At 75.4% G+C, this 23506-nt stretch carries 16 protein-coding genes and 1 pseudogene; 15 read left to right on the top strand and 2 right to left on the bottom strand.

Annotation, left to right across the window (positions count from 1 at the left end; genetic code table 11):
• Positions 1-169 precede the first annotated feature (169 nt).
• From ACYVQV_RS06925 to ligA, 7 genes are all read left to right on the top strand, one after another.
• Positions 170-952 (top strand): electron transfer flavoprotein subunit beta/FixA family protein, encoded by a 783-nt coding sequence (locus tag ACYVQV_RS06925; protein WP_461022538.1) that lies wholly within the window; start codon positions 170-172, stop codon positions 950-952.
• A gap of 29 nt (positions 953-981) precedes the next feature.
• Positions 982-1938: an electron transfer flavoprotein subunit alpha/FixB family protein gene (locus ACYVQV_RS06920; protein ID WP_461022537.1), complete on the top strand. Its 957-nt coding sequence runs from the start codon at positions 982-984 to the stop codon at positions 1936-1938.
• A 134-nt stretch (positions 1939-2072) separates the two neighbouring features.
• Complete coding sequence (locus ACYVQV_RS06915) at positions 2073-3236, top strand: cysteine desulfurase family protein (RefSeq protein ID WP_461022644.1); 1164 nt, start codon at positions 2073-2075, stop codon at positions 3234-3236.
• The gene (gene mnmA / locus ACYVQV_RS06910; protein ID WP_461022536.1) at positions 3236-4324 is read left to right on the top strand and encodes a tRNA 2-thiouridine(34) synthase MnmA; all 1089 of its coding nucleotides are present in this window, start codon (positions 3236-3238) and stop codon (positions 4322-4324) included. Before ACYVQV_RS06915 ends, mnmA begins: the two co-directional genes overlap by 1 nt.
• Before the next feature lie 55 nt (positions 4325-4379).
• The gene (locus tag ACYVQV_RS06905) at positions 4380-5390 is read left to right on the top strand and encodes a uroporphyrinogen decarboxylase/cobalamine-independent methonine synthase family protein (RefSeq protein WP_461022535.1); all 1011 of its coding nucleotides are present in this window, start codon (positions 4380-4382) and stop codon (positions 5388-5390) included.
• Positions 5391-5493: 103 nt separating this feature from the next.
• Positions 5494-7824, top strand: coding sequence for a putative bifunctional diguanylate cyclase/phosphodiesterase (locus ACYVQV_RS06900; RefSeq protein ID WP_461022534.1), 2331 nt, complete (start codon positions 5494-5496; stop codon positions 7822-7824).
• 30 nt (positions 7825-7854) lie between these two features.
• Positions 7855-10029, top strand: coding sequence for an NAD-dependent DNA ligase LigA (ligA, locus tag ACYVQV_RS06895; RefSeq protein ID WP_461022533.1), 2175 nt, complete (start codon positions 7855-7857; stop codon positions 10027-10029).
• Positions 10030-10103: 74 nt separating this feature from the next.
• On the opposite strand, the gene ACYVQV_RS06890 is transcribed toward ligA, so the two are convergent.
• Complete coding sequence (locus ACYVQV_RS06890) at positions 10104-10814, bottom strand: nucleotidyltransferase domain-containing protein (RefSeq protein ID WP_461022532.1); 711 nt, start codon at positions 10812-10814, stop codon at positions 10104-10106.
• A 281-nt stretch (positions 10815-11095) separates the two neighbouring features.
• Here ACYVQV_RS06890 and ACYVQV_RS06885 point away from each other — a divergent pair, with 281 nt between their 5' ends.
• From ACYVQV_RS06885 to ACYVQV_RS06865, 5 genes are all read left to right on the top strand, one after another.
• Positions 11096-12901, top strand: a complete 1806-nt coding sequence (locus ACYVQV_RS06885) for an HNH endonuclease signature motif containing protein (protein WP_461022531.1) — start codon at positions 11096-11098, stop codon at positions 12899-12901.
• A gap of 52 nt (positions 12902-12953) precedes the next feature.
• On the top strand, positions 12954-13250 hold the full coding sequence (gene gatC, locus ACYVQV_RS06880; RefSeq protein WP_461022530.1) for an Asp-tRNA(Asn)/Glu-tRNA(Gln) amidotransferase subunit GatC: 297 nt from the start codon (positions 12954-12956) through the stop codon (positions 13248-13250).
• Between the two features lie 5 nt (positions 13251-13255).
• Positions 13256-14812 carry an Asp-tRNA(Asn)/Glu-tRNA(Gln) amidotransferase subunit GatA gene (gene gatA / locus ACYVQV_RS06875; protein WP_461022529.1) on the top strand — a complete coding sequence of 519 codons (1557 nt, stop codon included), beginning with the start codon at positions 13256-13258 and terminating at the stop codon, positions 14810-14812.
• Entirely contained in the window at positions 14809-16365 is a 1557-nt protein-coding gene (gatB, locus tag ACYVQV_RS06870; protein ID WP_461022528.1) for an Asp-tRNA(Asn)/Glu-tRNA(Gln) amidotransferase subunit GatB, read from the top strand. The genes gatA and gatB overlap by 4 nt, the downstream gene beginning before the upstream one ends.
• Positions 16366-16480: 115 nt before the next feature.
• On the top strand, positions 16481-18814 hold the full coding sequence (locus tag ACYVQV_RS06865; RefSeq protein ID WP_461022527.1) for a putative bifunctional diguanylate cyclase/phosphodiesterase: 2334 nt from the start codon (positions 16481-16483) through the stop codon (positions 18812-18814).
• 61 nt (positions 18815-18875) lie between these two features.
• Here the strand turns inward: ACYVQV_RS06865 and ACYVQV_RS06860 are convergent, their stop codons facing one another.
• Entirely contained in the window at positions 18876-20096 is a 1221-nt protein-coding gene (locus tag ACYVQV_RS06860; RefSeq protein WP_461022526.1) for a PQQ-dependent sugar dehydrogenase, read from the bottom strand.
• Between the two features lie 68 nt (positions 20097-20164).
• On the opposite strand from ACYVQV_RS06860, the gene ACYVQV_RS06855 reads away from it, so the two are divergent.
• The 3 genes and pseudogenes from ACYVQV_RS06855 to ACYVQV_RS06845 form a co-directional block, all read left to right on the top strand.
• On the top strand, positions 20165-21112 hold the full coding sequence (locus ACYVQV_RS06855) for a 2-hydroxyacid dehydrogenase (RefSeq protein ID WP_461022525.1): 948 nt from the start codon (positions 20165-20167) through the stop codon (positions 21110-21112).
• Between the two features lie 274 nt (positions 21113-21386).
• Positions 21387-23105 (top strand): dihydroxy-acid dehydratase, encoded by a 1719-nt coding sequence (ilvD, locus tag ACYVQV_RS06850; protein WP_461022524.1) that lies wholly within the window; start codon positions 21387-21389, stop codon positions 23103-23105.
• Positions 23106-23208: 103 nt separating this feature from the next.
• Positions 23209-23506: pseudogene (locus tag ACYVQV_RS06845) on the top strand (hypothetical protein); the annotation flags it as partial.

Here is a 23506-nt window from a genome sequence, read left to right as displayed (position 1 = left end):
CGTCACCGCGCGCGTGAGGCCCGTCACGCGTGTCCAGCGTCACCGCCGGCGCGCCTTGTGGCGCGGGTGGCGCTGGGTAGCCTGGCTGGACGGTGAGGATCCCCCTGGCGGCGCGTCCGCAGCGGGCTCCCAGCACACACGTCGTCCAACAGGAGGGTCGGCAACGACCATGAAGATCGTCGTCTGCGTGAAGTACGTGCCCGACGCCCAGGCGGAGCGCACGTTCGACGCCACCGACAACACGACCGACCGCACGAACGTCGACGGCCTGCTGAGCGAGCTCGACGAGTACGCGGTCGAGGAGGCCCTGAAGATCGCCGAGTCCGGCGACGGCGAGGTCGTCGTCCTGACCATGGGGCCGGCCGACGCCGAGCAGGCCGTCCGCAAGAGCCTGCAGATGGGCGCGCACTCGGGTGTCCACGTCCTCGACGACGCGCTGCACGGCTCCGACGCGCCGGCCACGTCGCTGGTCCTGGCGAAGGCCGTCGAGAAGATCGGCGACGCCGACCTGGTGCTCACGGGCATGGCGTCCACCGACGGCACGATGAGCGTCGTCCCGGCGATGCTCGCCGAGCGGCTCGGGCTGCCCCAGGTCACCTTCGCCTCCGAGGTCAGCCTGGACGGCGGCTCGGTCACGATCCGTCGCGACGGCGACGCCTCGACCGAGACGATCACCGCCTCGCTGCCGGCGCTGGTGAGCGTGACCGACCAGATCAACGAGCCGCGGTACCCGTCCTTCAAGGGGATCATGGCCGCCAAGAAGAAGCCCGTGGAGACGTGGTCGCTCGCCGACCTCGGCGTCGACGCGAGCCAGGTCGGGCTGGACGCGGCGTGGACCAGGGTCGAGTCGTTCGCGCAGCGCCCGCCGCGCGAGCAGGGCCAGGTCGTCACCGACGAGGGTGACGGCGGCGCGAAGCTCGCCGAGTTCCTCGTCAGCCGCAAGTTCGTCTGAGCCGACCCGCACAGCAAGGAGATACGCACATGGCAGAGGTCCTGGTGCTGGTCGACCACGTCGACGGCGCAGTCCGCAAGACCACCCACGAGCTGCTGACGATCGCGGCCCGGCTCGGTGAGCCGTCCGCCGTGTTCGTCGGCGCCGGCTACGACACCGCGGCCGAGACGCTCGGCCGGTTCGGCGCCCAGAAGGTCTACCGCGTCGAGTCGCCCGAGGTCACCGAGTACCTCGTGGCGCCGAAGGCCGAGGTGCTGGCCCAGCTCGTCGAGCGCACGTCCCCGGCCGCCGTGCTCATCGGCAGCAACGCCGAGGGCAAGGAGGTCGCCGCCCGGCTGGCGATCAAGACGAGCAGCGGTCTGGTGACCGACGCGGTCGACGTCCAGGCCGGCGACTCCGGTCCCGTCACCACCCAGTCGGTCTTCGCCGGCGGCTACACCGTGCAGTCGACCGTGACGACGGGCACGCCGATCATCACGGTCAAGCCCAACTCGGCCGCACCCGAGGAGGCGCCGACGACGCCCGCCGACGAGGTCGTCGAGGTCACCGTGTCCGAGGCCGCCAAGGCCGCGAAGGTCACCGAGCGCAAGCCGCGCGAGAAGTCGGGTCGTCCCGAGCTCAACGAGGCCGCCATCGTCGTGTCCGGCGGGCGCGGCACCAACGGCGACTTCGCCCCGGTCGAGGCGTTCGCCGACTCGCTCGGCGCCGCCGTCGGCGCCTCCCGCGCCGCGGTCGACGCCGGCTGGTACCCGCACGCCAACCAGGTCGGCCAGACCGGCAAGCAGGTCTCCCCGCAGCTGTACGTCGCCGCGGGCATCTCCGGCGCGATCCAGCACCGGGCCGGCATGCAGACGTCCAAGACCATCGTCGCGGTCAACAAGGACGAGGAGGCCCCGATCTTCGAGCTGGTCGACTTCGGCGTCGTCGGTGACCTGTTCACCGTCCTGCCGCAGGCCACCGAGGAGATCGTGAAGGCCAAGGGCTGACGCGACGCACCTCACCGGCGGGCCCGGACCACCTCGCGTGGTCCGGGCCTGCTGCGCGCCTAGACTCGTCTGTCGTGACCGCGTACCTGGACCACGCGGCGACCACACCGGTCCGCCCGGAGGCCGTCGCGGCGATGACCGAGCAGCTCGCGCAGACCGGCAACGCCTCCTCGCTGCACACCTCGGGACGGCGGGTGCGTCGCGCGGTCGAGGAGTCGCGCGAGGCGCTGGCCGCGGCGCTCGGCGCCCGGCCCGGCGAGGTGGTCCTCACGGCCGGGGGCACCGAGGCCGACAACCTCGCCGTCAAGGGGCTGTTCTGGCAGCGCCGGGCGGAGGACCCCCGGCGCCGCCGGGTGCTCGCGTCCGCGGTCGAGCACCACGCGGTCATCGACCCGCTGGTGTGGCTCGCCGAGCACGAGGACGCGCAGGTCGAGTGGGTGCCCGTCGACGCCGCGGGCAGGGTCGACCTCGCGGCGCTGGAGGAGGCCCTCGATCGCGACCCGGGAACCGTCGCGCTCGTCACGGTGATGTGGGCGAACAACGAGGTGGGCACCGTCCAGCCCGTGCAGGAGGTCGTGCGGCTGGCCGCCGCGCACGGTGTGCCGGTGCACAGCGACGCGGTGCAGGCCGTGGGTGCCCTGCCCGTCTCCTTCGCCGACAGCGGCCTGGACGCGATGACCGTCTCCAGCCACAAGGTGGGCGGGCCCGTCGGCGCCGGCGCGCTGCTGCTGCGCCGCGGGCTCGGGGTCGTGCCCGTCCTGCACGGCGGCGGCCAGGAGCGCGGCGTCCGGTCCGGGACGCTCGACGCCGTGTCCGTCCGTGGTTTCGCGGCCGCCGTCCGGGCCGCCGTCGACGCCCAGCCGGACGAGGCCACCAGGCTGGCGGGGCTGCGCGACGCGCTCGTGGCCCGGGTCCTGCAGCAGGTGCCGGACGTGGCCGTCTCGGGCGACGACGACCCGGCGGGGCGGCTGCCCGGGGTCGCGCACCTGACCTTCTCCGGCTGCGAGGGCGACTCCCTGCTGTACCTGCTCGACGCCCGGGGCATCGAGTGCTCCACCGGCTCCGCCTGCCAGGCGGGGGTGCCCCAGCCGAGCCACGTCCTGCTCGCGATGGGGATGGACGTCGAGCGCGCGCGGGGCGCCCTGCGCTTCTCCCTCGGGCGCACCTCCACCGGTGAGGACGTCGACGCCCTGGTGGAGGCGATCGGTCCGGTGGTGGAGCGTGCCCGTCACGCCGGGCTGGCCGCCGCCGGACGCCGTGGCGCGGCCCGTCCGCGCCCGGTCGAGGGAGTGCGCTGATGCGCGTCCTGGCCGCCCTCAGCGGTGGCGTCGACTCCTCCGTCGCCGCCGCGAGGGCGGTGTCCGCGGGCCACGAGGTCGTCGCCGTGCACATGGCGCTCTCCCGTGCCCCCGCGCAGGCGAGGGCCGGTGCCCGCGGGTGCTGCACCGTGGAGGACGCCCACGACGCCCGCCGCGTCGCCGACGTCCTCGACGTGCCCTTCTACGTGTGGGACATGGCCGAGCGCTTCAACGCCGACGTCGTCGAGGACTTCGTCGCCGAGTACGCCGCCGGCCGCACCCCCAACCCGTGCGTGCGGTGCAACGAGCGGATCAAGTTCGCGGCCCTGCTCGACAAGGCCCTCGCCCTCGGGTTCGACGCGGTCGTCACCGGGCACTACGCCCGGGTGCTGGACGGCCCGGACGGCCCGCAGCTGCACCGGGCCGCCGACCTCGCCAAGGACCAGTCGTACGTGCTGGCCGTGATGGGCCGCGAGGCGCTCGGTCACGTGCTCCTGCCGCTCGGCGACGCGCCGTCCAAGGACGCCGTGCGCGCGCAGGCCGCCGAGCTCGGCCTCGTCACCTCCGCCAAGCCGGACAGCCACGACATCTGCTTCATCCCCGACGGGGACACCCGCGGCTGGCTCGACGCCCGCGTGCAGCGTCGGCCCGGGCCCGTCGTCGACACCGACGGCGAGGTGGTCGGCGAGCACGACGGCGCGGTCGGGTACACCGTCGGTCAGCGTCGCGGACTGAGGCTGGGCCGTCCCGCGCCCGACGGTCGCCCCCGGTACGTGCTCGACGTGTCCGTCGCCAGCAACACGGTGACCGTCGGGCCGGCGGACGCCCTGGTCACGGACGTCGTGCACGCCGCCGAGGCCGTCTGGCTCGCCGGCCGGCCCGGCGCCGACCGGGTCCTGCAGGCGCAGGTCCGCGCGCACGGCCACCCCGTGCCCTGCCGCCTGGCCGGGCCGTCCGACGGCGGCCGTCTCGAGGTGCGGCTGGACGAGCCGTTGAGCGCCGTGGCCCCGGGGCAGACGGTGGTCGTGTACGACGGCACCCGGGCGCTGGTCGCCGCCACCGTGACTCCCGCGCCGGTCCCCGCGTGAGCGGCCGGTGTCCGCCCCCGGGCCGTGACGTGGTGACAGGACCCGAGGAGGCCACGTGGTGCAGGTGACGGGTGTGGGCTCGTGGCCCGGGGTCGACGTCCCGGAGGCGCAGCGGACGGTCGTCGGCGAGCTGGCGCCCTCCGCGGCGGACGGGGTCCGCGGCCTGGCGCACCTGGTCGAGCTCCCCTCCCGCGGGCCCGGGGCGGAGCTGGTAGGCCGGGGGGCGGCGCTGCTCGTCGACCTGCCCGTCGACCTGCAGCCGTCCGGGTGGAGGTTCGTCGACGCCCCCGGACGCGACCTGCGCCGCGCGCACGCCTACCTCGACGGCGACCTCGAGGTGCTCGCGGAGGTGGCCGACGGGTGGGCCGGCCCCCTGAAGGTGCAGGTCGCCGGGCCGTGGACGCTCGCCGCCTCGCTCCGGCTGCACCGCGGCGAGCGCTCCGTCTGCGACGCGGGAGCACGACGGGACGTCGTGGACTCCCTCGCCGAGGGGGTCCGACGTCACGTCGCCCGGGTGCAGCGGCTGCTGCCCGGCGCCCAGGTCGTGCTCCAGGTCGACGAGCCCTCGCTGCCGGCGGTCCTGGCAGGCCGCCTGCCGACGTCCAGCGGCTTCGGGCGGCTGCCGGCCGTCGACGTGGGCGAGGCGGAGCGGGGCCTGCGCGCCGTCGTCGACGGGGCGCGGGCAGCGGGCGCCGTCCAGGTCGCCGTGCACTGCTGCGCGGGCGGCGTCCCGTTCCCGGTCCTGCGGGGCAGCGGTGCGGACGCCGTCGCCGTCGACGTCACGCTGCTCGACGCGGCCGGCTGGGAGTCGGTGGCGGTCGCCGTCGAGGCGGGGCAGGAGCTGTGGGCCGGCGTGCTGCCCACCGACGGCCGGGTGCCGGCGGTACCCGAGGCGGTGGCCGCGCTGCGCGACCCGTGGCGGCGCGTGGGGCTGCCGCTGGCCGACCTGGCGACGGTCACGGTGGCCCCCGCCTGCGGGCTGGCTCCCAGCACGCCGGCGCTGGCCCGCCAGGTGCTGACCCGGGCGGTCGAGGTCGCCAGGGCGCTCGCGGACGCCGCCGCCTGAGCGGTCGACCCCCGGGGTGACGCCGGTCACCGGCGACACCACGCCCCCGATCCAGGGCTGCGTTCGCCTCCAGGACGGGAGGGGACCGGTCGATACGGAGAGGGTGGAGGACACGCCCCGCACCGCGCCGCCCGGGCCCGGTTCGCTGAGGTTGCGGTTGGTCGCCTGGTCGGTGGCCGCCGTCGCCTCCCTCGTCGTCGTCGCCTCCTCCGACGTCGGGTCCCTCGTCGTGCGCACCCTGACACCGCTCGTCGCCGCGGCCCTGCTGCTGCGGGGCGCGCGGGCGCGCGGCCCGCTCGCGCGGGCGCGAGGGCTGCTCGCCACCGCGCTGCTGGTCGGGTTCGTGGCGGGGGCGGTCTTCGCCGTCGCCGAGCTCGTCGGGTTCTCCTCCGAGCCCGGGTCCGTCGTCGACTGGGTCGGCCTGAGCTACGTGCCGTTCGCCGTCGCGGGCATCCTCGCGCTGCCGCACCGCGGGGGCTCCCGGACGGGTCAGGTCGCCAACGGCCTCGTCGCCGTCGGCGCGTTGTGGTACCTCACGCAGACCCTGCTGCTCGAGCGGCTGGACGTCGGCCAGGGGCTGTCCGTCGCCGCGCAGGTCACCCAGCTCGGCTACGTCCTCGTGCCCTCCTTCGTGCTCGCCGTGCTGCTGACCGTCCTGCCGCGCGTCGTCGGGGTGCGCCGGACGTTCCTGGTCCCGATGGTCGTCGGCATCAGCACGATGCTCGTGGCCGACGCCGGGTACGCGATCAGCGTGTGGCTCGGCGGCGAGTGGGACCACACGGGCTGGATCGCCGTCGTCGGTCAGGGCGCCCTGACCTGCTACGTCCTCGTCGCGCTGGTGCCCCCGCTCACGCAGGCCCCCTCGGGCTCCTCGGCGGCACCCGGACGGCGGGCGCGCTTGCTGGAGACCGCCGTCCCGTACGCGCCCCTGACGCTGGGGCTGGTCGTCCTCACGCTCCGCTGGGCCAGCGGCCGGGGCGTCCCCGCCGACCACGTGCTGCCGGTCCTGCTCATCGGCTGCGCCCTGATCCTGCGCCACGCCGGCGCCGTCGCCGAGCACACCCGCCTGACCGCCGAGCTGCGGGCCGGCAAGGAGGCGGCCGAGCGGCTCGCGATGCTCGACCCGCTGACGGGACTGGCCAACCGGTGGTCGCTCCTGGACCGGCTCGCCGAGGCGCTCGCCGTCCCCTCACGGCACCCCGTGGCGGTCGCGCTGGTGGACATCAACGACTTCAAGGACGTCAACGACAGCCACGGTCACGGCACCGGGGACCGGCTGCTCGTGGAGTGCGCGCGACGGCTCGAGGGCTGCGTCCCCGGCAGCGGGTTCGTGGCCCGGCTCGGCGGTGACGAGTTCGCCCTGGTGCAGCCCGCCGCCCGCGACGGCGGGCACGAGCTCGGCACCCGGGTCGCCGCCGCGTTCACGGAGCCGGTCGTCGTCGGCAGCCGCAGCTTCCAGGTCCGGCCCAGCACCGGCATCGTGCTCGACGAGCGCAGCACCCAGCGACGCGACGCCCGGGAGGAGGCGGAGCGGCTGCTGGCGCACGCCGACGTGGCCATGTACCAGGCGAAGGTCGACAAGGCGGTGGTGAGCGCACCCGTCGTCGTCCTCACCGGTGAGGAGCGGGCCCGTGCGGCGGCGCTGATCCGGCTGCGCGAGGAGATCACGACCCCTCGTCCCGAGCAGTTCCACGTCGTCTACCAGCCGCTGGTGTCGCTGGCCGACGGGCGGATCGAGGGCGTCGAGGCCCTGCTGCGGTGGGACCACCCCGAGCTGGGCGAGATCAGCCCGGCGCACTTCATCCCGCTCGCGGAGCAGGTCGGCTCCGTCGGTGTGCTCGGGGACCTGGTGCTGCGGACGGCGCTGGACGACGTCGCGGCGCTCGACGCGGTGACCGGGACGCCCGACGTCACCGTCAGCGTGAACCTGTCCCCGGGGCAGCTGGCCGAGCCGGACCTGCCCCAGCGGGTCCGGGCCCTCCTGGTCGGCCACGACGTCCCGGCGTCCCGGCTCGTGCTCGAGATCACCGAGGGCGCGCTCGTGCGGGACGTCGACGCCGCGACGGCCATGGTCACGCGGCTGCGGGCGCTCGGTCTGGCCGTCGCCGTCGACGACTTCGGCACGGGGTACTCGTCGCTGGGGTACCTGCGCCGCTTCCCCGCCGCCGAGCTGAAGGTCGACCGAGAGTTCGTCCGCGTGCTGCCCGGCGACGTCCGCACCGCGGCGCTGCTGCGCTCCGTCGTCGACATGGCGGCGGCGCTGGGTCTGCGGACCGTCGCGGAGGGCATCGAGACCCAGCAGCAGCGGCAGGTCCTCGCGGAGATGGGGTTCGACCTCGGCCAGGGGTACCTGTTCAGCCGCCCGGTGCCGCTGGCCGACCTGCTCACCCTGCTGCGCGCCGAGCGCGAGGGGGTCGTGGCGCTGACGGGCTGACGGCTCGCGCTGTCAGGACGGTCCGGCAGGATGCTGCCCGTGAGCCAGCCCCGCACCAGCGACCCGAGCGTCTCGACCGACGGCGTCGAGGAGGAGCTGCCCGCTGCCGGGGCGACCGACGTGCAGGAGCCGCCGCCGGACGACGCCAGACACGCCTGGGAGGAGCTCGCCCAGACGGTCCGGGAGCACCAGTTCGCCTACTACGTGCGCGACGCCCCGGTGGTCAGCGACGGGGAGTACGACGCGCTGCTGCGCGAGCTCGAGGAGCTCGAGGAGCGCTACCCGGCGCTGCGCACCCCCGACTCCCCGACCCAGCAGGTCGGCGGCACCTGGTCCACGGAGTTCCGGCCCGTCGACCACCTCGAGCGGATGCTCAGCCTCGACAACTGCTTCTCGGCCGAGGAGCTCGCGGCGTGGGCCGAGCGCGTCGAGCGCGAGGCCGGCGGCGACGTGCACTACCTGTGCGAGCTGAAGATCGACGGTCTGGCGGTCAACCTCCTGTACGAGGACGGCCGGCTCGTGCGCGCCGCGACCCGCGGTGACGGGCGGACGGGGGAGGACGTGACGCTCAACGTCCGCACCATCGACGACGTCCCCCACCGGCTCGCCGGGGACGACGTCCCGCGCCTGGTCGAGGTGCGTGGGGAGGTGTTCTTCCCGGTGAAGGCGTTCGCCGGCCTGAACGCCTCCCTCGTCGAGTCCGGCCGGGCGCCCTTCGCCAACCCGCGCAACGCCGCGGCCGGGTCGCTGCGGCAGAAGGACCCGAAGGTCACGGCCACCCGGCCGCTGCACCTGATCGTCCACGGCATCGGCGCCCGCGAGGGCGTGACGGTGCGGCGGCAGTCCGAGGCCTACGAGCTGCTGCGGTCCTGGGGCCTGCCGACGTCGACGCACTACGCCGTCCTCGACGACCTCGCCGACGTCCAGGCGTTCGTCGACCGGTACGGGGAGGACCGCCACTCGGTCGAGCACGAGATCGACGGGGTCGTGGTCAAGGTCGACGAGGTGGGCGTGCAGCGCCGGCTCGGGTCGACGAGCCGGGCGCCGCGGTGGGCCATCGCCTACAAGTACCCGCCGGAGGAGGTCACCACCCGGCTGCTGGACATCCAGGTCAACGTCGGGCGCACGGGCCGGGTGACCCCGTTCGCCGTGATGGAGCCGGTGCTCGTCGCCGGGTCGACGGTGTCGATGGCGACGCTGCACAACGCCAGCGAGGTGCGGCGCAAGGGCGTCCTCATCGGCGACACGGTGGTGCTGCGCAAGGCCGGTGACGTCATCCCGGAGGTACTCGGCCCGGTGGTGGACCTGCGCCCGGACGACGCGCGCGAGTTCGTCATGCCGACGCACTGCCCGTCGTGCGGCACGGAGCTGGCGTACGAGAAGGAGGGCGACGCGGACATCCGCTGCCCGAACACCCGGTCCTGCCCGTCCCAGCTGCGCGAGCGGCTGTTCCACCTCGCCGGTCGGGGCGCGTTCGACATCGAGGCGATGGGGTGGGAGGCCGCGCAGGCGCTGCTGGACGCCGGCGTGCTGGACGACGAGTCGGGGGTCTTCGACCTGACCGAGGACGACCTGCGCGGCGTGCCGTTCTTCACCCGCATCGACCCCAGGGACCGCGAGCAGCGGGTGCTCTCGGAGAACGGGCGCAAGCTGCTGGCCAACCTCGAGCAGGCGCGGTCCCAGCCGCTGTGGCGGGTGCTCGTGGCCCTGTCGATCCGCCACGTCGGGCCGACGGCAGCGCGAGCGCTCGCGACGGCGTTCGGCTCGCTGCCGCGGATCCGCGAGGCCGACGTGGACGGGCTGGCCGCCGTCGACGGCGTGGGGCCGACCATCGCGCGGTCGGTCGTCGACTGGTTCGAGGTGGACTGGCACCGGCGGATCGTGGACCGGTGGGCCGCCGCCGGGGTGCGGATGGAGGACGAGCGGGACGAGTCCGTGCCGCGCACGCTGGAGGGCGTCACCGTCGTCGTCACGGGCAGCCTCGAGCGCTTCAGCCGCGACCAGGCGAAGGAGGCGATCCTCGCCCGCGGCGGCAAGGCGTCCGGCAGCGTGTCGAAGAAGACCCACTTCGTCGTCGCGGGGGAGGCCGCCGGCAGCAAGCTCGACAAGGCCGAGCAGCTCGGGGTACCGGTGCTCGACGAGGCGGGTTTCGTCGCGTTGCTGGAGGGCGGTCCCGCGGCGGTGGGTGCGGGGGACGCTGACTGAGACGGCGGGGTCCGACGCCGTGCGTCGGGGTGGACGGGCACGGCGACGGTGCGGGCGACCGCTGGGCCGCTGCCTCAGGTCGGCTGCGCGCGTGGGTGGTCGCCCCGGATGAAGCCGACCTGGAGGTAGCCGCCGGCGGCGTCGAGCACGGAGCGGCAGATCCGAGCCAGCTCGGTGGCGGTGCCTCCTGCGGCGGCCCAGGCCAGGAGGCCGTGGTCGTCCGCCGAGCGGAGGTTGCGGACCAGCCACTTCCCGCTGCCGAGCCACCGGCGCTGCACCAGGAGCGCCAGCTCGGCGGCCTCCCGGAAGGCGGTGGCGGCGACGACGTACACCTCGTCCGCCGCAGCGCCGCCCTCGAGGTCGTCGACGAGCGCGGACAGCGCGTACCGCCTCGGGTCGACCTCGGCGGCATCGACGTCCGGGGGGCCCGCGGCGAGGACGGCACGTGACACCTCCGCCCAGGCGCGTGCCTCGTCGCCCTGCGTGAGCGTGAGCCCGGTGGCGGCCAACGAGTCCAGCACGGGACGTCGCTCCTGGCGTCCCTTCCTGAGCCAATGGTCGACCGTGTCGGGGCTGTACACGAAGGCCTCGACCAGCCAGCCCCGGTGCGTGGTGGTCTCCACGTAGGCGACGTCGCGCGCCTCGTCGTCCAGGAGGACGAGGACGTCGAGGTCTGAGGTCGGTGTCGCCGTGCCGGTGGCGGCACTGCCACCCAGGAACGCGGCACGTGCCCGGGGGTGGTGCTGCCGGATGTAGTCCTGTGCCGCTGCGTACGCGTCTGCCACGCCGTCATCCTCCCGTTGACGCGTGTGGGACCGGGACCAGGTCGTGACCGCGCCGGGCGCTGCCGCGGGACGCGGGGCGCGGGACGCGGGACGCGGAGCGCGGGGCGGTGGGCAGGATGCGGGACGGACGGCTGTCGGCAGTCGGCAGGCGGTGCTCGGCACGCGGCACCCGGCACCCGGCTGCCGCGCGCCGCGACTCGTTGCGCCCCAACGGTGTCGGGTCCGTTCGCCATGTGGACGACACCAGTGCGCCTCGCGCTCGAACAGGTAAACTCGAACACGTGTTCGAGGCCATGGCGGCGACCGGGCCGGTGACCCTCGGTGAGGGGGAACCGGCGGTCCTCGCGCGCCACCTGCAGCCCGTGGTGACGCCGGCGCAGGAGGATGCTGACCTGGCCGAGGCCGTCGAGCGTCTGCACGGCCCCGAGCTGCTCGCCGTCCTGGGTGCAGCCGGTGAGCCCGGCGACCTGGCTGCTGACGACCTGCTGTCGCTGGCCGAGGGCTGGGAGAAGGTGGCCTGTTACGCGGCCGCCGCCCAGCGGCGGGTGATCGGGGAGCTGGCCCTGCGACGAGGTGGTGGCTGGTGCCTCGACGAGGACGCCGGCTCGGTCGACGACGTCGCCCCCGGCTCGGTCGAGGAGGTCCCCGGCCGGGTCGGTTCCGACGCCGCCGGTGCGGGTCGCGAGGCCCGCTGGGTCTCGCCCCGCGACTACGTGGCCGAGGAGGTGGCCCTCGTGCTGCGGTGCTCGGTCCGGACGGCGGAGTCGCTCGTCGCGGAGTCACTGGATCTCGTCCAGGACCTGCCGCGCACCCTGGACGCCCTGACTCGCGGTGAGCTGTCGGTCCCGGCCACGCGAGCAGTGGTGCAGGAGACGGCGGTCCTGGAGCCGCACCAGCGCTGCGCGGTGGAGGCGAACCTGCTCGCCTCGACGGTGTCGCGCCTGCCGGCCCGGGTGCGGGCAGCGACGCGGCGGCGGGTGCTGGCTGTCGACCCCAGGGCGGCGCGCCGTCGGGAGGAGGCGGCCCGGCGGCGCCGGTGCGTCCGCACGCGTCCCGCCCCGGACGGGTCCGCCGACCTCGTCGTCGAAGCGCCAGTCACGGACGTCGCCCTGGCCTTCGAGAACCTCGACCACCACGCGCGGCGCGTGCACAGTCGTGTCGGCGAGGAGCGCGGGATCGAGGCGATCCGTGCCGACCTCGCGATCGCGGCCCTGTCGGGCCGTGTCCACCTCGGGGGCGACGCGGCTCCGCCCCCCGTGCCGGCGGCCGGCGAGGAGAAGAGCCAGCCTGGAGATCACGCCGGAGCTGCGGGCGATGGTCCTGCGGGCGCTGGTGCTGGTACCGGTGCCGGTGCAGTGACTACCGGTCCCGTGCCCGTGGACGCCCGTTCCAGTGCAGGGCGTCCCCGCGCGGTGCGCGCGGAGGTGGTGGTCACCGTGGCGGACTCCACCCTGCGCGGTGAGGACGAGCAGCCAGGCACCCTGCGCGGGTACGGCCCGGTGACCGCCGAGATGGCGCGGGAGCTGACCGGCCTGGCTCACGACGTCGACCTGCTCTCGGCACCTCGGCGGCAGCCACTCGACCAGCAGCCACTCGACCAGCGGCCACTCGACCAGCGGCCACTCGACCCGCGGCCTCTCGACCCGCGGCCTCTCGACCCGCGGCCTCTCGACCGGCGGCCACTCGACCGGCGGCCGCACGGCGGTCGCTCGCCTGAGAGTCGCCCGCCGGGCGGTGACTCGCCGGAGAGTCCCCCGTCCGAACACCCGGAGGGTGGCGAGCCCCCGCCCACCACGTCGTACGTGCCGACGGCTGCCCTGGTCCGCCACGTCGTCGCGCGCGACCGGACCTGCCGGTTCCCGGGGTGTCCGCGACGGGCGGAGCGCTGCGACCTCGACCACACCGTCCCCTACCCGAGCGGGCCCACCTCGGCCGGCAACCTCGGTGCGCTGTGCCGGCGGCACCACCGGCTCAAGCAGTCACCGGCGTGGACGGTGAGCCAGCCGGCACCGGGCACGTTCGTGTGGACGACACCGACGGGCCGCACGTGGACCGTCCGCCCACCCGACCCGCTCGACCCCGGGTGAGCCAGCGGTGCCGGTCCTGGGCCGTCCCGGCTCGCGCCTAGACTCTGGCCACATGTCCGCCATCTCCGCCGACGAGGTCGCCAAGCTGGCCTCGCTCGCCCGCATCGACCTGGACGACGCCGAGCGCGAGCGCCTCGCGGGCCAGCTCGACGTCATCCTCGACGCCGTCGCGACCGTGCAGCGCGTCGCCGGTGACGACGTGCCCGCCACGTCGCACCCGATGCCGCTGACCAACGTCACGCGACCGGACGAGGTGACCCCCGGGCTGACGCCCGAGGAGGCCCTGTCGGGAGCCCCCGAGGCGGAGCAGGACCGCTTCCGCGTCCCGCGGATCCTGGACGAGGAGTGAACCCCGTGACCGACACGACGACCGGACCGGGCTCGACGGGCGCCTCGGACCTGACCCGCCGCACCGCCGCCGACCTGGCCACGGCCATCGCCGCCGGCGACGTCACCGCCCGCGAGGTCACCCAAGCCCACCTCGACCGCATCGCCGCCGTCGACGGCGAGGTGCACGCCTTCCTGCACGTCGACGCCGACGGTGCCCTCGCCGCCGCCGACGAGGTCGACCGCCGCCGCGACGCCGGCGAGCCGCTCGGCCCGCTGGCCGGCGTCCCCGTCGCCGTCAAGGACGTCCTCGCCACCCGCGGCATGCCGACCACCTGCGGCAGCCGCGTCCTCGAGGGATGGGTCCCGCCGTACGACGCCACCGTCGTCACCCGGCTGCGGGACGCCGGCGCCGTCGTCCTCGGCAAGACCAACATGGACGAGTTCGCCATGGGGTCCAGCACCGAGCACTCCGCCTACGGGCCCACCCGCAACCCCTGGGACCTCGGACGCATCCCCGGCGGCTCGGGCGGCGGGTCGGCCGCCGCGGTCGCCGCGTTCGAGGCGCCCCTGGCGATCGGCACCGACACCGGCGGCTCCATCCGCCAGCCCGCCGCCGTCACCGGAAGCGTCGGCGTCAAGCCCACCTACGGCGGCGTCTCCCGCTACGGCCTCGTCGCACTGGCGTCCAGCCTCGACCAGGCCGGGCCGTGCAGCCGCACCGTCCTCGACAGCGCCCTGCTGCACGAGGTCATCGGCGGCCACGACCCCCGCGACTCCACCAGCCTCACCGACCCCGTCACCGGCCTCGTCGCCGCCGCCCGCGAGGCCGACCTCACCGGCCTGCGCGTCGGCGTCGTCCGCGAGCTCGACGGCGAGGGGTACCAGCCCGGTGTCCGCGCCCGCTTCACCGAGGCGCTGGAGCTGCTCACCTCCGCCGGTGCCGAGGTCGTCGAGGTGTCCTGCCCGAACTTCGAGTACGCGCTCGCCGCCTACTACCTGATCCTGCCGAGCGAGGCGAGCAGCAACCTCGCCAAGTTCGACGCCATGCGGTTCGGCCTGCGCGTCGCGGCGGACGGCGCGTCCGCCGAGCAGGTGATGGCCGCGACCCGCGCCGCCGGGTTCGGCGACGAGGTCAAGCGCCGGATCATCCTCGGCACGTACGCCCTGTCCTCCGGCTACTACGACGCCTACTACGGCAGCGCGCAGAAGGTGCGGACCCTCGTGCAGCGGGACTTCGCCGCCGCGTTCGAGCAGGCCGACGTCCTCGTCTCGCCGACCGCCCCCACCACCGCGTTCCGGTTCGGGGAGAAGGTCGACGACCCGATGGCGATGTACCTCAACGACGTCGCCACCATCCCCGCCAACCTGGCCGGCGTCCCCGGCCTGTCCCTGCCGAGCGGCCTCGCCGACGAGGACGGCCTCCCCGCGGGCTTCCAGGTCCTCGCCCCCGCCCAGCAGGACGCCCGCCTCTACCGCGTCGGCGCGGCCCTCGAGCGGCTCCTGCTCGACCGCTGGGGGGCTCCCTTGCTCGACCGCGCCCCCCAGCTCACCGAGGCACGCCACGAGGAGGTCGCGCGATGAGCGCCACCACGTCCGCCGACGTCCTGCCCTACGAGGACGTCGTCGCCCGCTTCGACCCCGTCCTGGGCCTCGAGGTCCACGTCGAGCTGAGCACGAACAGCAAGATGTTCTGCGGCTGCCCGACCGAGTTCGGCGCCCCGCCGAACAGCCAGGTCTGCCCCGTCTGCCTCGGCCTGCCCGGCGCCCTCCCGGTGCTCAACGCCACGGCCCTGGAGTCCGCCGCCCGCATCGGGCTGGCGCTGGGCTGCTCGATCGCGCCGACCTGCCGGTTCGCCCGGAAGAACTACTTCTACCCGGACATGCCGAAGAACTTCCAGACCTCCCAGTATGACGAGCCGATCGCCGTCGACGGGTACCTGGACGTGGAGGTCCCCGCCTCCGACCTCGGCGACGCGTTCACCTACCGCGTCGCCATCGAGCGGGCCCACATGGAGGAGGACACCGGCAAGTCGTTGCACGTCGGTGGCTCCACCGGCCGCATCCACGGCGCCGAGTACTCGCTCGTCGACTACAACCGCGCCGGCATCCCGCTCATCGAGATCGTCACCAAGCCGCTCGAGGGCACCGGCCACCGCGCCCCCGAGGTCGCGCGCGCGTACGTCGCCACCCTGCGCGACCTGCTGCGCGCGCTGCACGTCTCCGACGTCCGGATGGAGCAGGGCTCCCTGCGCTGCGACGCGAACGTGTCGCTGCGCGAGAAGGTGGACGACGACCCCGGGGCGGCCGCGCAGCGCGCCGTCCCGCTCGGCACCCGCAGCGAGACGAAGAACGTCAACTCCCTGCGCAGCGTCGAGCGCGCCGTCCGCTACGAGATGACCCGCCAGGCCGCGCGGCTCGTCGCGGGGGAGCGGGTCGTGCAGGAGACCCGGCACTGGCACGAGGACACCGGCGTCACCACGCCCGGCCGGTCCAAGGAGCAGGCCGAGGACTACCGGTACTTCCCCGAGCCCGACCTCGTGCCGATCGTCGCCGCCCCCGAGTGGGTCGAGGAGCTCCGCGCCACCCTCCCCGAGCCGCCCGCCCAGCGCCGCGCCCGGCTGCAGGCGCAGCTCGGCTACAGCGACTTGGAGATGCGGGACGTCGTCAACGCCGGGCTCGTCGAGGTCATCGAGGAGACCGTGGAGGCCGGCGCGGACGCGGCCGCCGCCCGCAAGTGGTGGATGGGCGAGCTGTCCCGCCGCGCCAACGAGACCGGCACCGACGCCACCGAGCTCGGCGTCACCCCCGGGCACGTCGCCGAGCTCGCGCGCCTCGTCGCCGACGGCCGCCTCAACGACAAGCTCGCCCGCCAGGTCCTCGACGGCGTCATCGCCGGGGAGGGCACCCCGGAGCAGGTCGCGGAGGCCCGCGGGCTCGAGGTCGTCAGCGACGAGGGTGCCCTCGGCGAGGCCGTCGACCGCGCCATCGCCGCCAACCCGGACGTCGCCGACAAGATCCGCGCCGGCAAGGTCCAGGCGGCGGGCGCCCTCATCGGCGCGGTGATGAAGGAGATGCGCGGGCAGGCCGACGCCGGCCGGGCGCGCGAGCTCATCCTGGAGCGGCTGAGCGGCTGAGCGGCTGAGCGGCTGAGCGGCTGAGCGGCTGAGCGGCTGGCTGAGGCGCCGGCGGCGCGGCGAGCGTCACCCGACCGCGCGGTCAAGTGACCTCGCCACCGGTCGATGGGAAGGTGTGCCGGACCGACCCGCCCACCCCGTCCGGGAGTGGGCCGCAGTGCTGGCCGTGGCCACCGCGGCCACGGCCGCCGTGGTCGTGCTCGGTGCCCGCGGGTCGACGTGGGTCGCGGACGCCGGGATGCTCGCGTCCGCCGGCTTCGCCGCCGTGGCCTGCGCGACCGTGGCCGTCGCGTCGTGGCGTCGCGGGCCGGAGGAGCGGTTCCGCGTCCTCCTCGCGGCAGCGGGCGTCGTCTGGTCCAGCGGGGAGCTGGTCCTCGTCCTCGTCGACGGCGGACCGGACCCGGCGTTCCCCGCGGCAGGTCACGTCGTCGCCGCCGCCGCGCTGCCGCTGCTCGTGGCGGGCCTGAGCCTTCTGCCCCGGCCGGTGGTCGAGCCCCACGGGACGCTGCGCCTGCTCTTCGAGGGCCTGATGATCGGCTCGGCGCTCGGCCTGTGGCTGTGGGCCTTCACCCTGCGTCGGGCCAGCGAGCAGTCCGCCGCCCCCACGTGGCTCTTCGCCGCCGTCGTGACGGTCGACGTGCTCATGCTGGGCCTGCTCATGGTCATCGCCGTTCGCGACCGGGAGCCGAACGTCGCCGTCGCGGCACTCACCATCAACGCCTTCGTCCTGCTGCACCTGCTGGCGTCGGCCGGTTCCGTGTCCCTGCCGCCGTGGACCACCGCGGCCGCCTCGACACTCTCGTGGCCTGTCGTCGTCCTCGTCCTGTGGCGCTTCGACGCCCGACACGCCTCGGGTGAGGGGCTCCGGACCTACTCGCGGACCGAGCTGCACCGCACAGCGGTCACCATGGTGTGCGTCCTCGTCCCGATCCTGCTGTTCGTCCGCGAGTCGGTGGGCGTCGCCGTCATCGACTCCGTCGTCGTGCTGCTCGCCGTCGGCGTGCTCCTGGGCTTCGGGGGGCGCGAGGTCGTGCGTGCCACGCAGGCGCGCGCGCTGCTCGACCGCCTCGTCCACCAGGCGCTCCAGGACCCGCTGACGGACCTCGGCAACCGGCGGGCGCTCACGGCCGAGCTCGAGCGGCTGCGCGGTGGGAGCGGCCCCGCCCACGTCCTCACCCTCGACGTCGACCGCTTCAAGCACGTCAACAGCGAGCTCGGTCACCCCGTAGGCGACGCCCTGCTCGTCACCGTCGGTGCCGCCATCGGCCAGGCAGCCCGGGCCGTCGGGGGCAACGCCTACCGTTTGGCGGGCGACGAGTACGCCGTGCTCGCGCCCGTCGACGCCGCGGCCGCCGCGCGCCTCGCCGACGACCTGCGCGACGCCGTGGGCCTCGGCGCGGCCGCCGTCCCGGGCTGCGCCCTGCTCGACGTCGGCGGGAGCGTCGGCGTCGCGGCGGTCCCCACCGGCGCAGACGACGGCCCCGGTGGCACCGCGGACCCGCTGCGCGCACTCACCCGCTCCGCCGACGCGCTCAGGGTCGCCAAGGAGAGCCCCGAGCACGTGTGCGTCTGGGACGACGCGCTCGCCGAGTCCGCGCACCGGCGCGCCGTGATGGAGCGCCGGCTGCGGGAGGCCGTGGCCGAGGGGACCGTCGAGGTGCACTTCCAGCCCGTGGTCGACCTGGCCACCGGCCGGGTGCGGGGGCTCGAGGCCCTGGCGCGCTGGCAGGACGACGACCTCGGCCGCGTCACCCCCGACGTCTTCGTCGCGCTCGCCGAGCAGACCGGGATCATCACCGACCTCGGCCTGCTCGTGCTGGACCGGGCGCTGGTGCTCGCCTCCCGCGTCCGGGCCCCCGCCCACGGCCTCGAGGTCGGCGTCAACGTGTCCCCGCTGCAGCTGCGCTCGCCCGGCTTCGTTCCCGAGGTGCTGCGGATGCTGCACCGCCACCACGTCGTGCCGCCGTGCCTCGTCGTCGAGGTGACCGAGGGCATCTTCATGGACCCCGACGACCCGGCCGTGCAGGCCCTGCGCGAGCTCGCCGCCGCCGGGGTGACCATCGCGATCGACGACTTCGGCAGCGGGTACTCGTCGCTGGGCTACATGAGCCGCCTGCCCGCCGACGTCGTGAAGGTCGACCGCACCCTGATCAGCAACCTGCACGACGCCCGCGACCAGGCCGTGGTCAGGGCCATCATCGAGATGGCCTCAGCGCTCGGCCGGCAGGTCATCGTCGAGGGCGTCGAGACGCAGGAGGCCGCCACGACGCTGAGGTCGCTCGGCGCCGGCCTCGGACAGGGCTGGCTGTGGTCCGCCGCCGTCCCAGCGGGCGAGGTACCGGACCTGCTGGCACGGTTCGGCACGCGGTCCAGCGCACCCACCGAGCCCGTCCCGGCCGACGACGTCACGCCGGCGCCCGGGCCGCGCGCGCTGACCCGGCGGCGCTGACCCGGCGGCGCTGACCCGGCGGCGCTGACCCGGGTGCTGACCCGGGTGCTGAGGGGCCCGGTCAGCCGAGCGGGACGAGCAGCAGGCGGTCGTCGTCGGCGTCCGGCTCGCCCCGCGCCGTGTCGTTCGTCAGGACCCACACCGCACCCGCGCCCGGGGCGACCACGACGTCACGCAGGCGCCCCCACTCGCCGACGAGGTACGGCTCCGGCGCCCCGACACCACCGGCCACCAGCGGCACCCGCCACAGCCGGGTACCCCGCAGCGCCGCCAGCAGGACGGCGTCACCGGTGACCGCGATCCCGCTCGGTGACGCCTCGGCGACGGGCCAGGTGACCAGCGGATCCGTGAGCCCGGGCCCTCCGCCGCCCCCCTCCACCTCGGGCCACCCGTAGTCGGCGCCCGGCACGATCCGGTTCAGCTCGTCCAGCCGGTTCTGGCCGAACTCCGACGCGTACATGGTCCCGTCCGCGGACCACCCCAGCCCCTGGACGTTGCGGTGCCCCAGGCTCCACACCGGTGACGCCGCGTCCGGGTTGCCCGGGGCCGGCGCCCCGTCGGCGGTGACCCGGAGGACCTTGCCGGCCAGCGACGCGGGGTCCTGGGCGGCGGACCGGTCCTGGGCGTCCCCGGTGCCGACGTAGAGGTGGCCGTCCGGGCCGAACGCGATCCGCCCGCCGTTGTGCGTCGAGGCGCGCGGGATCCCGGCGAGCACCCGCCTGGGGTCCGTCAACCGGTCGCCGTCCAGGCGCCAGCGGGTCACGACGTTCTCGTCGGCGTGGCTGGCGTACGCGTACAGGACCGTCGGGTCGTCGGGGGCCAGCGCCAGCCCCAGCAACCCGCCCTCCCCGCCGGGGACGACGTCGGGGACGCGCCCGTCCGGGCCCGGCGCCCGCACCGGGGTGACGGTCCCGTCGGGGGAGACGCGCACCACCCGGGCCTCGTCCCGCAGGGAGACCAGCACGGCGCCGTCCGGCAGGGGCGCCACGGACCAGGGCACGTCGAGACCGGTGGCCACGACCCGCGGCCGGCCCGGCGTCCCGGTCGGCAGCGGAGACGTCGAGCCGCTGCCACCGGTCGAGCCGGTGCCGCCGGTCGGGGCGGCCGCGGTGGCGGTCCCGCTGGTGGTGGCCGGCGGCGTCGCGGTCGGCGTCACGGGCTCACCGCCCGGCTGACCCGAGCAGCCGGCGAGCGCCAGCAGGGCGATGCTGGCCGCGGCCGTGGAGCGGCGACCCGCGGGCCGTGTCGGTCCTCCGGGTGCCCGTCGGGGGGTGCCTGCCACCGTCCCGTTCTACCCCGGAGCGCCGGGCGCCGCAGGACGCCTCGGCCCCGTCCCGGCAGGATGGCGGCGTGGACGCAGAGCGCGGGACCGTGCTGGTGACCCTCCCGGACGACGGGTGGTGCGAGGCGGTCGAGCCGCTGCCCGCCGGCACCCGGGTGCGGGCCTGGTCGGTCGACGACCCGCCCGCCGACGTGCTCGGTGACGACGCGGCCAGGGTGAGCGCCGTCGTCTGGCCGTACGACCACCGGCCCCGCACCCCGCACGGGCTGCGCGACCTGCCCGCTCTGCGCCTGGTGCAGACGCTCACCGCGGGGTACGACGACGTGCTGGCGCACCTGCCGCCCGGTGTGCGCCTCGCCAACGCGGCGGGGGTGCACGACGCGAGCACCGCGGAGCTGGCCGTCGGCCTCGTGCTCGCCAGCCTGCGGGGGCTGGACGACGCCGTGCGCGACGCCGCCCGCGCCCGGTGGGCGCACGTGCAGCGGCCGTCCCTGGCGGACCGCCGCGTCCTGCTGGTCGGCGTCGGTGGTGTCGGGGACGCCGTGCGGCGGCGGCTGGAGCCCTTCGAGGTCGAGCTGACCCGGGTCGGCAGCCGCGCCCGAGACGACGCCCACGGCCGCGTGCACGGACCGGAGGACCTCGAGGAGCTGCTGCCCACCCAGGACGTCGTCGTCCTGACCGTGCCGCTCGGGTCCTCGACGCGGCACCTCGTCGACAGCCGCTTCCTGGCAGCGATGCGCGACGGAGCCCTGCTGGTCAACGTCGGCCGGGGTGCGGTCGTCGACACGCAGGCGCTCCTCGAGGAGCTGCGCGGCCACCGGTTGCGGGCCGCGCTGGACGTGGTGGACCCCGAGCCGCTGCCGCCCGACCACCCGCTGTGGGCGGCGCCGGGACTGCTGCTAACCCCCCACGTGGGCGGGGACACCACGGCGATGCGGCCTCGCGCCGTCCGGCTGCTGCGCGAGCAGCTCGCCGCGCTCGCCGACGGCCGTCGACCCGCGCACCTCGTCCGCTGACCGGTCGTGGGCTGGGCACGGTGGCCGACGACGCGTGGGCCGAAGAGTGCACGGACCGCAGCCCCGTGATCACGTCGCGTGAGATCGGGGCCTCGAAACCCTGGCGTTCCGGCCGGACGTGGCGTTTGATGGGTTCGGGGAGGAGCACGGACCACCCACCCTGCGACGCCGGTGGGTCCCGTCGAGGTGGCGGACGGGCCCCCGGCGCGCTCGGTCCACGTCCGGCCCGCGGGACCGCCGTCCCACGCCGCGGACGCGCCCGTAGACTCACCGCATGGCGCACGACACCCCGGCCGGTCCGGCTGCCCCCGACATCAAGCCGCGCAGCCGCGAGGTGACCGACGGCCTGGAGAAGGCGGCCTCCCGGGGCATGCTGCGGGCCGTCGGGATGGGCGACGAGGACTGGGTCAAGCCGCAGGTCGGCGTCGCCAGCAGCTGGAACGAGATCACCCCCTGCAACCTGCCGCTGGACCGGCTGGCCAAGGCCGTCAAGGACGGCGTGCACGCCGCCGGCGGCTACCCGCTGGAGTTCGGCACGATCAGCGTCTCCGACGGCATCTCGATGGGGCACGAGGGGATGCACTTCTCCCTGGTGAGCCGCGAGGTCATCGCCGACAGCGTCGAGACCGTGATGGAGGCCGAGCGCCTCGACGGCTCCGTGCTGCTCGCCGGCTGCGACAAGTCCCTGCCCGGCATGCTGATGGCCGCCGCCCGGCTCGACCTCGCCAGCGTCTTCCTGTACGCCGGCTCGATCCTGCCCGGGATCGCGAAGCTCTCCGACGGCACCGAGCGCGAGGTCACGATCATCGACGCCTTCGAGGCCGTCGGCGCCTGCGCCCGCGGCCTGATGCCGCGCGAGGACGTCGACGCCATCGAGCGCGCGATCTGCCCGGGCGAGGGCGCCTGCGGTGGCATGTACACGGCGAACACCATGGCCAGCGCCGCCGAGGCCCTCGGCATGTCGCTGCCGGGCAGCGCGTCCCCGCCCGCCACCGACCGCCGCCGCGACGGGTACGCGCGCCGGTCCGGCCGGGCCGTGGTCCGGATGCTCGAGCAGGGGGTCACCGCCCGCCAGATCATGACCCGCGAGGCGTTCGAGAACGCCATCGCCGTCGTCATGGCGTTCGGCGGGTCCACCAACGCCGTCCTGCACCTGCTGGCCATCGCCCGCGAGGCCGAGGTCGACCTGACCCTCGACGACTTCGCCCGGATCGGCGCGAAGGTGCCGCACCTGGCCGACGTCAAGCCGTTCGGGCGGCACGTGATGAAGGACGTCGACCACATCGGCGGCGTCCCCGTCGTCATGCGCGCCCTGCTGGACGCCGGTCTCCTGCACGGCGACTGCCTGACCGTCACCGGCCGCACGCTCGCCGAGAACCTCGCCGAGATCGACCCGCCGGACGTCGACGGCAACGTGCTGCGGGCCATGAGCGAGCCGATCCACCGCACCGGCGGCATCACGATCCTGCACGGTTCGCTGGCCCCCGAGGGCGCGGTGGTGAAGTCGGCCGGCTTCGACTCCGACGTCTTCGAGGGCACCGCGCGCGTCTTCGACCGCGAGCGCGCCGCGATGGACGCCCTCGAGGACGGCACCATCACCGCGGGCGACGTCGTCGTCATCCGCTACGAGGGGCCCAAGGGCGGCCCGGGGATGCGGGAGATGCTGGCCATCACCGGCGCGATCAAGGGCGCCGGCCTCGGCAAGGACGTGCTGCTGCTCACCGACGGCCGCTTCTCCGGCGGGACGACGGGGCTGTGCGTCGGGCACGTCGCACCCGAGGCGGTCGACGCCGGTCCGATCGCCGTCGTCCGCGACGGGGACCGCATCCGCCTCGACGTCGCCTCGGGCACCCTGGACCTCCTCGTCGACGACGCCGAGCTGGCGTCCCGCCGGCAGGACTGGCAGCCGCTCCCGCCCCGCTACACCCGCGGGGTCCTGGCCAAGTACGCCCGGCTCGTCGGCTCCGCGTCGCAGGGCGCCGTCTGCGGCTGAGGACGTGCACCGGTCGGACGACGGACGCCGTCCGGGCCGTCGGGACGTCCCGCCGCGCGGGGGGCAGGTGGCGGTGTCGGGTCCGAGGGTCGAGACTTCGCGCGTGAGCGCGCCCACCCACGCCCAGCTGGTGCCCCGGGCACCCGCCGGGCGCGCCGGCGCGACGGTCGCGGTCGTCGCCGGGCTGATGGTCGCGGCGGCCGTCGCCTCGACGACCGCGGACGCGGTCCTCCAGCTGCTCGCCCCCGCCGTCAGCGCCGGGGCCCTCGCCTGGGCCGCGTCCACCCGCGTGCTCGGCCGTCGAGCCCCGTGGGTGCTGCTGGCCGCCGGCCAGCTGCTCCTGGCCGCCGAGGGGCCCGCGTCGCGGGTCCTCCCGGCGGCCGCGTGGGCGGCCCTGCTCG

The sequence above is a fragment of the Thalassiella azotivora genome (genome assembly GCF_054781695.1).
This window is presented reverse-complemented; position numbering and strand designations above follow the sequence as displayed.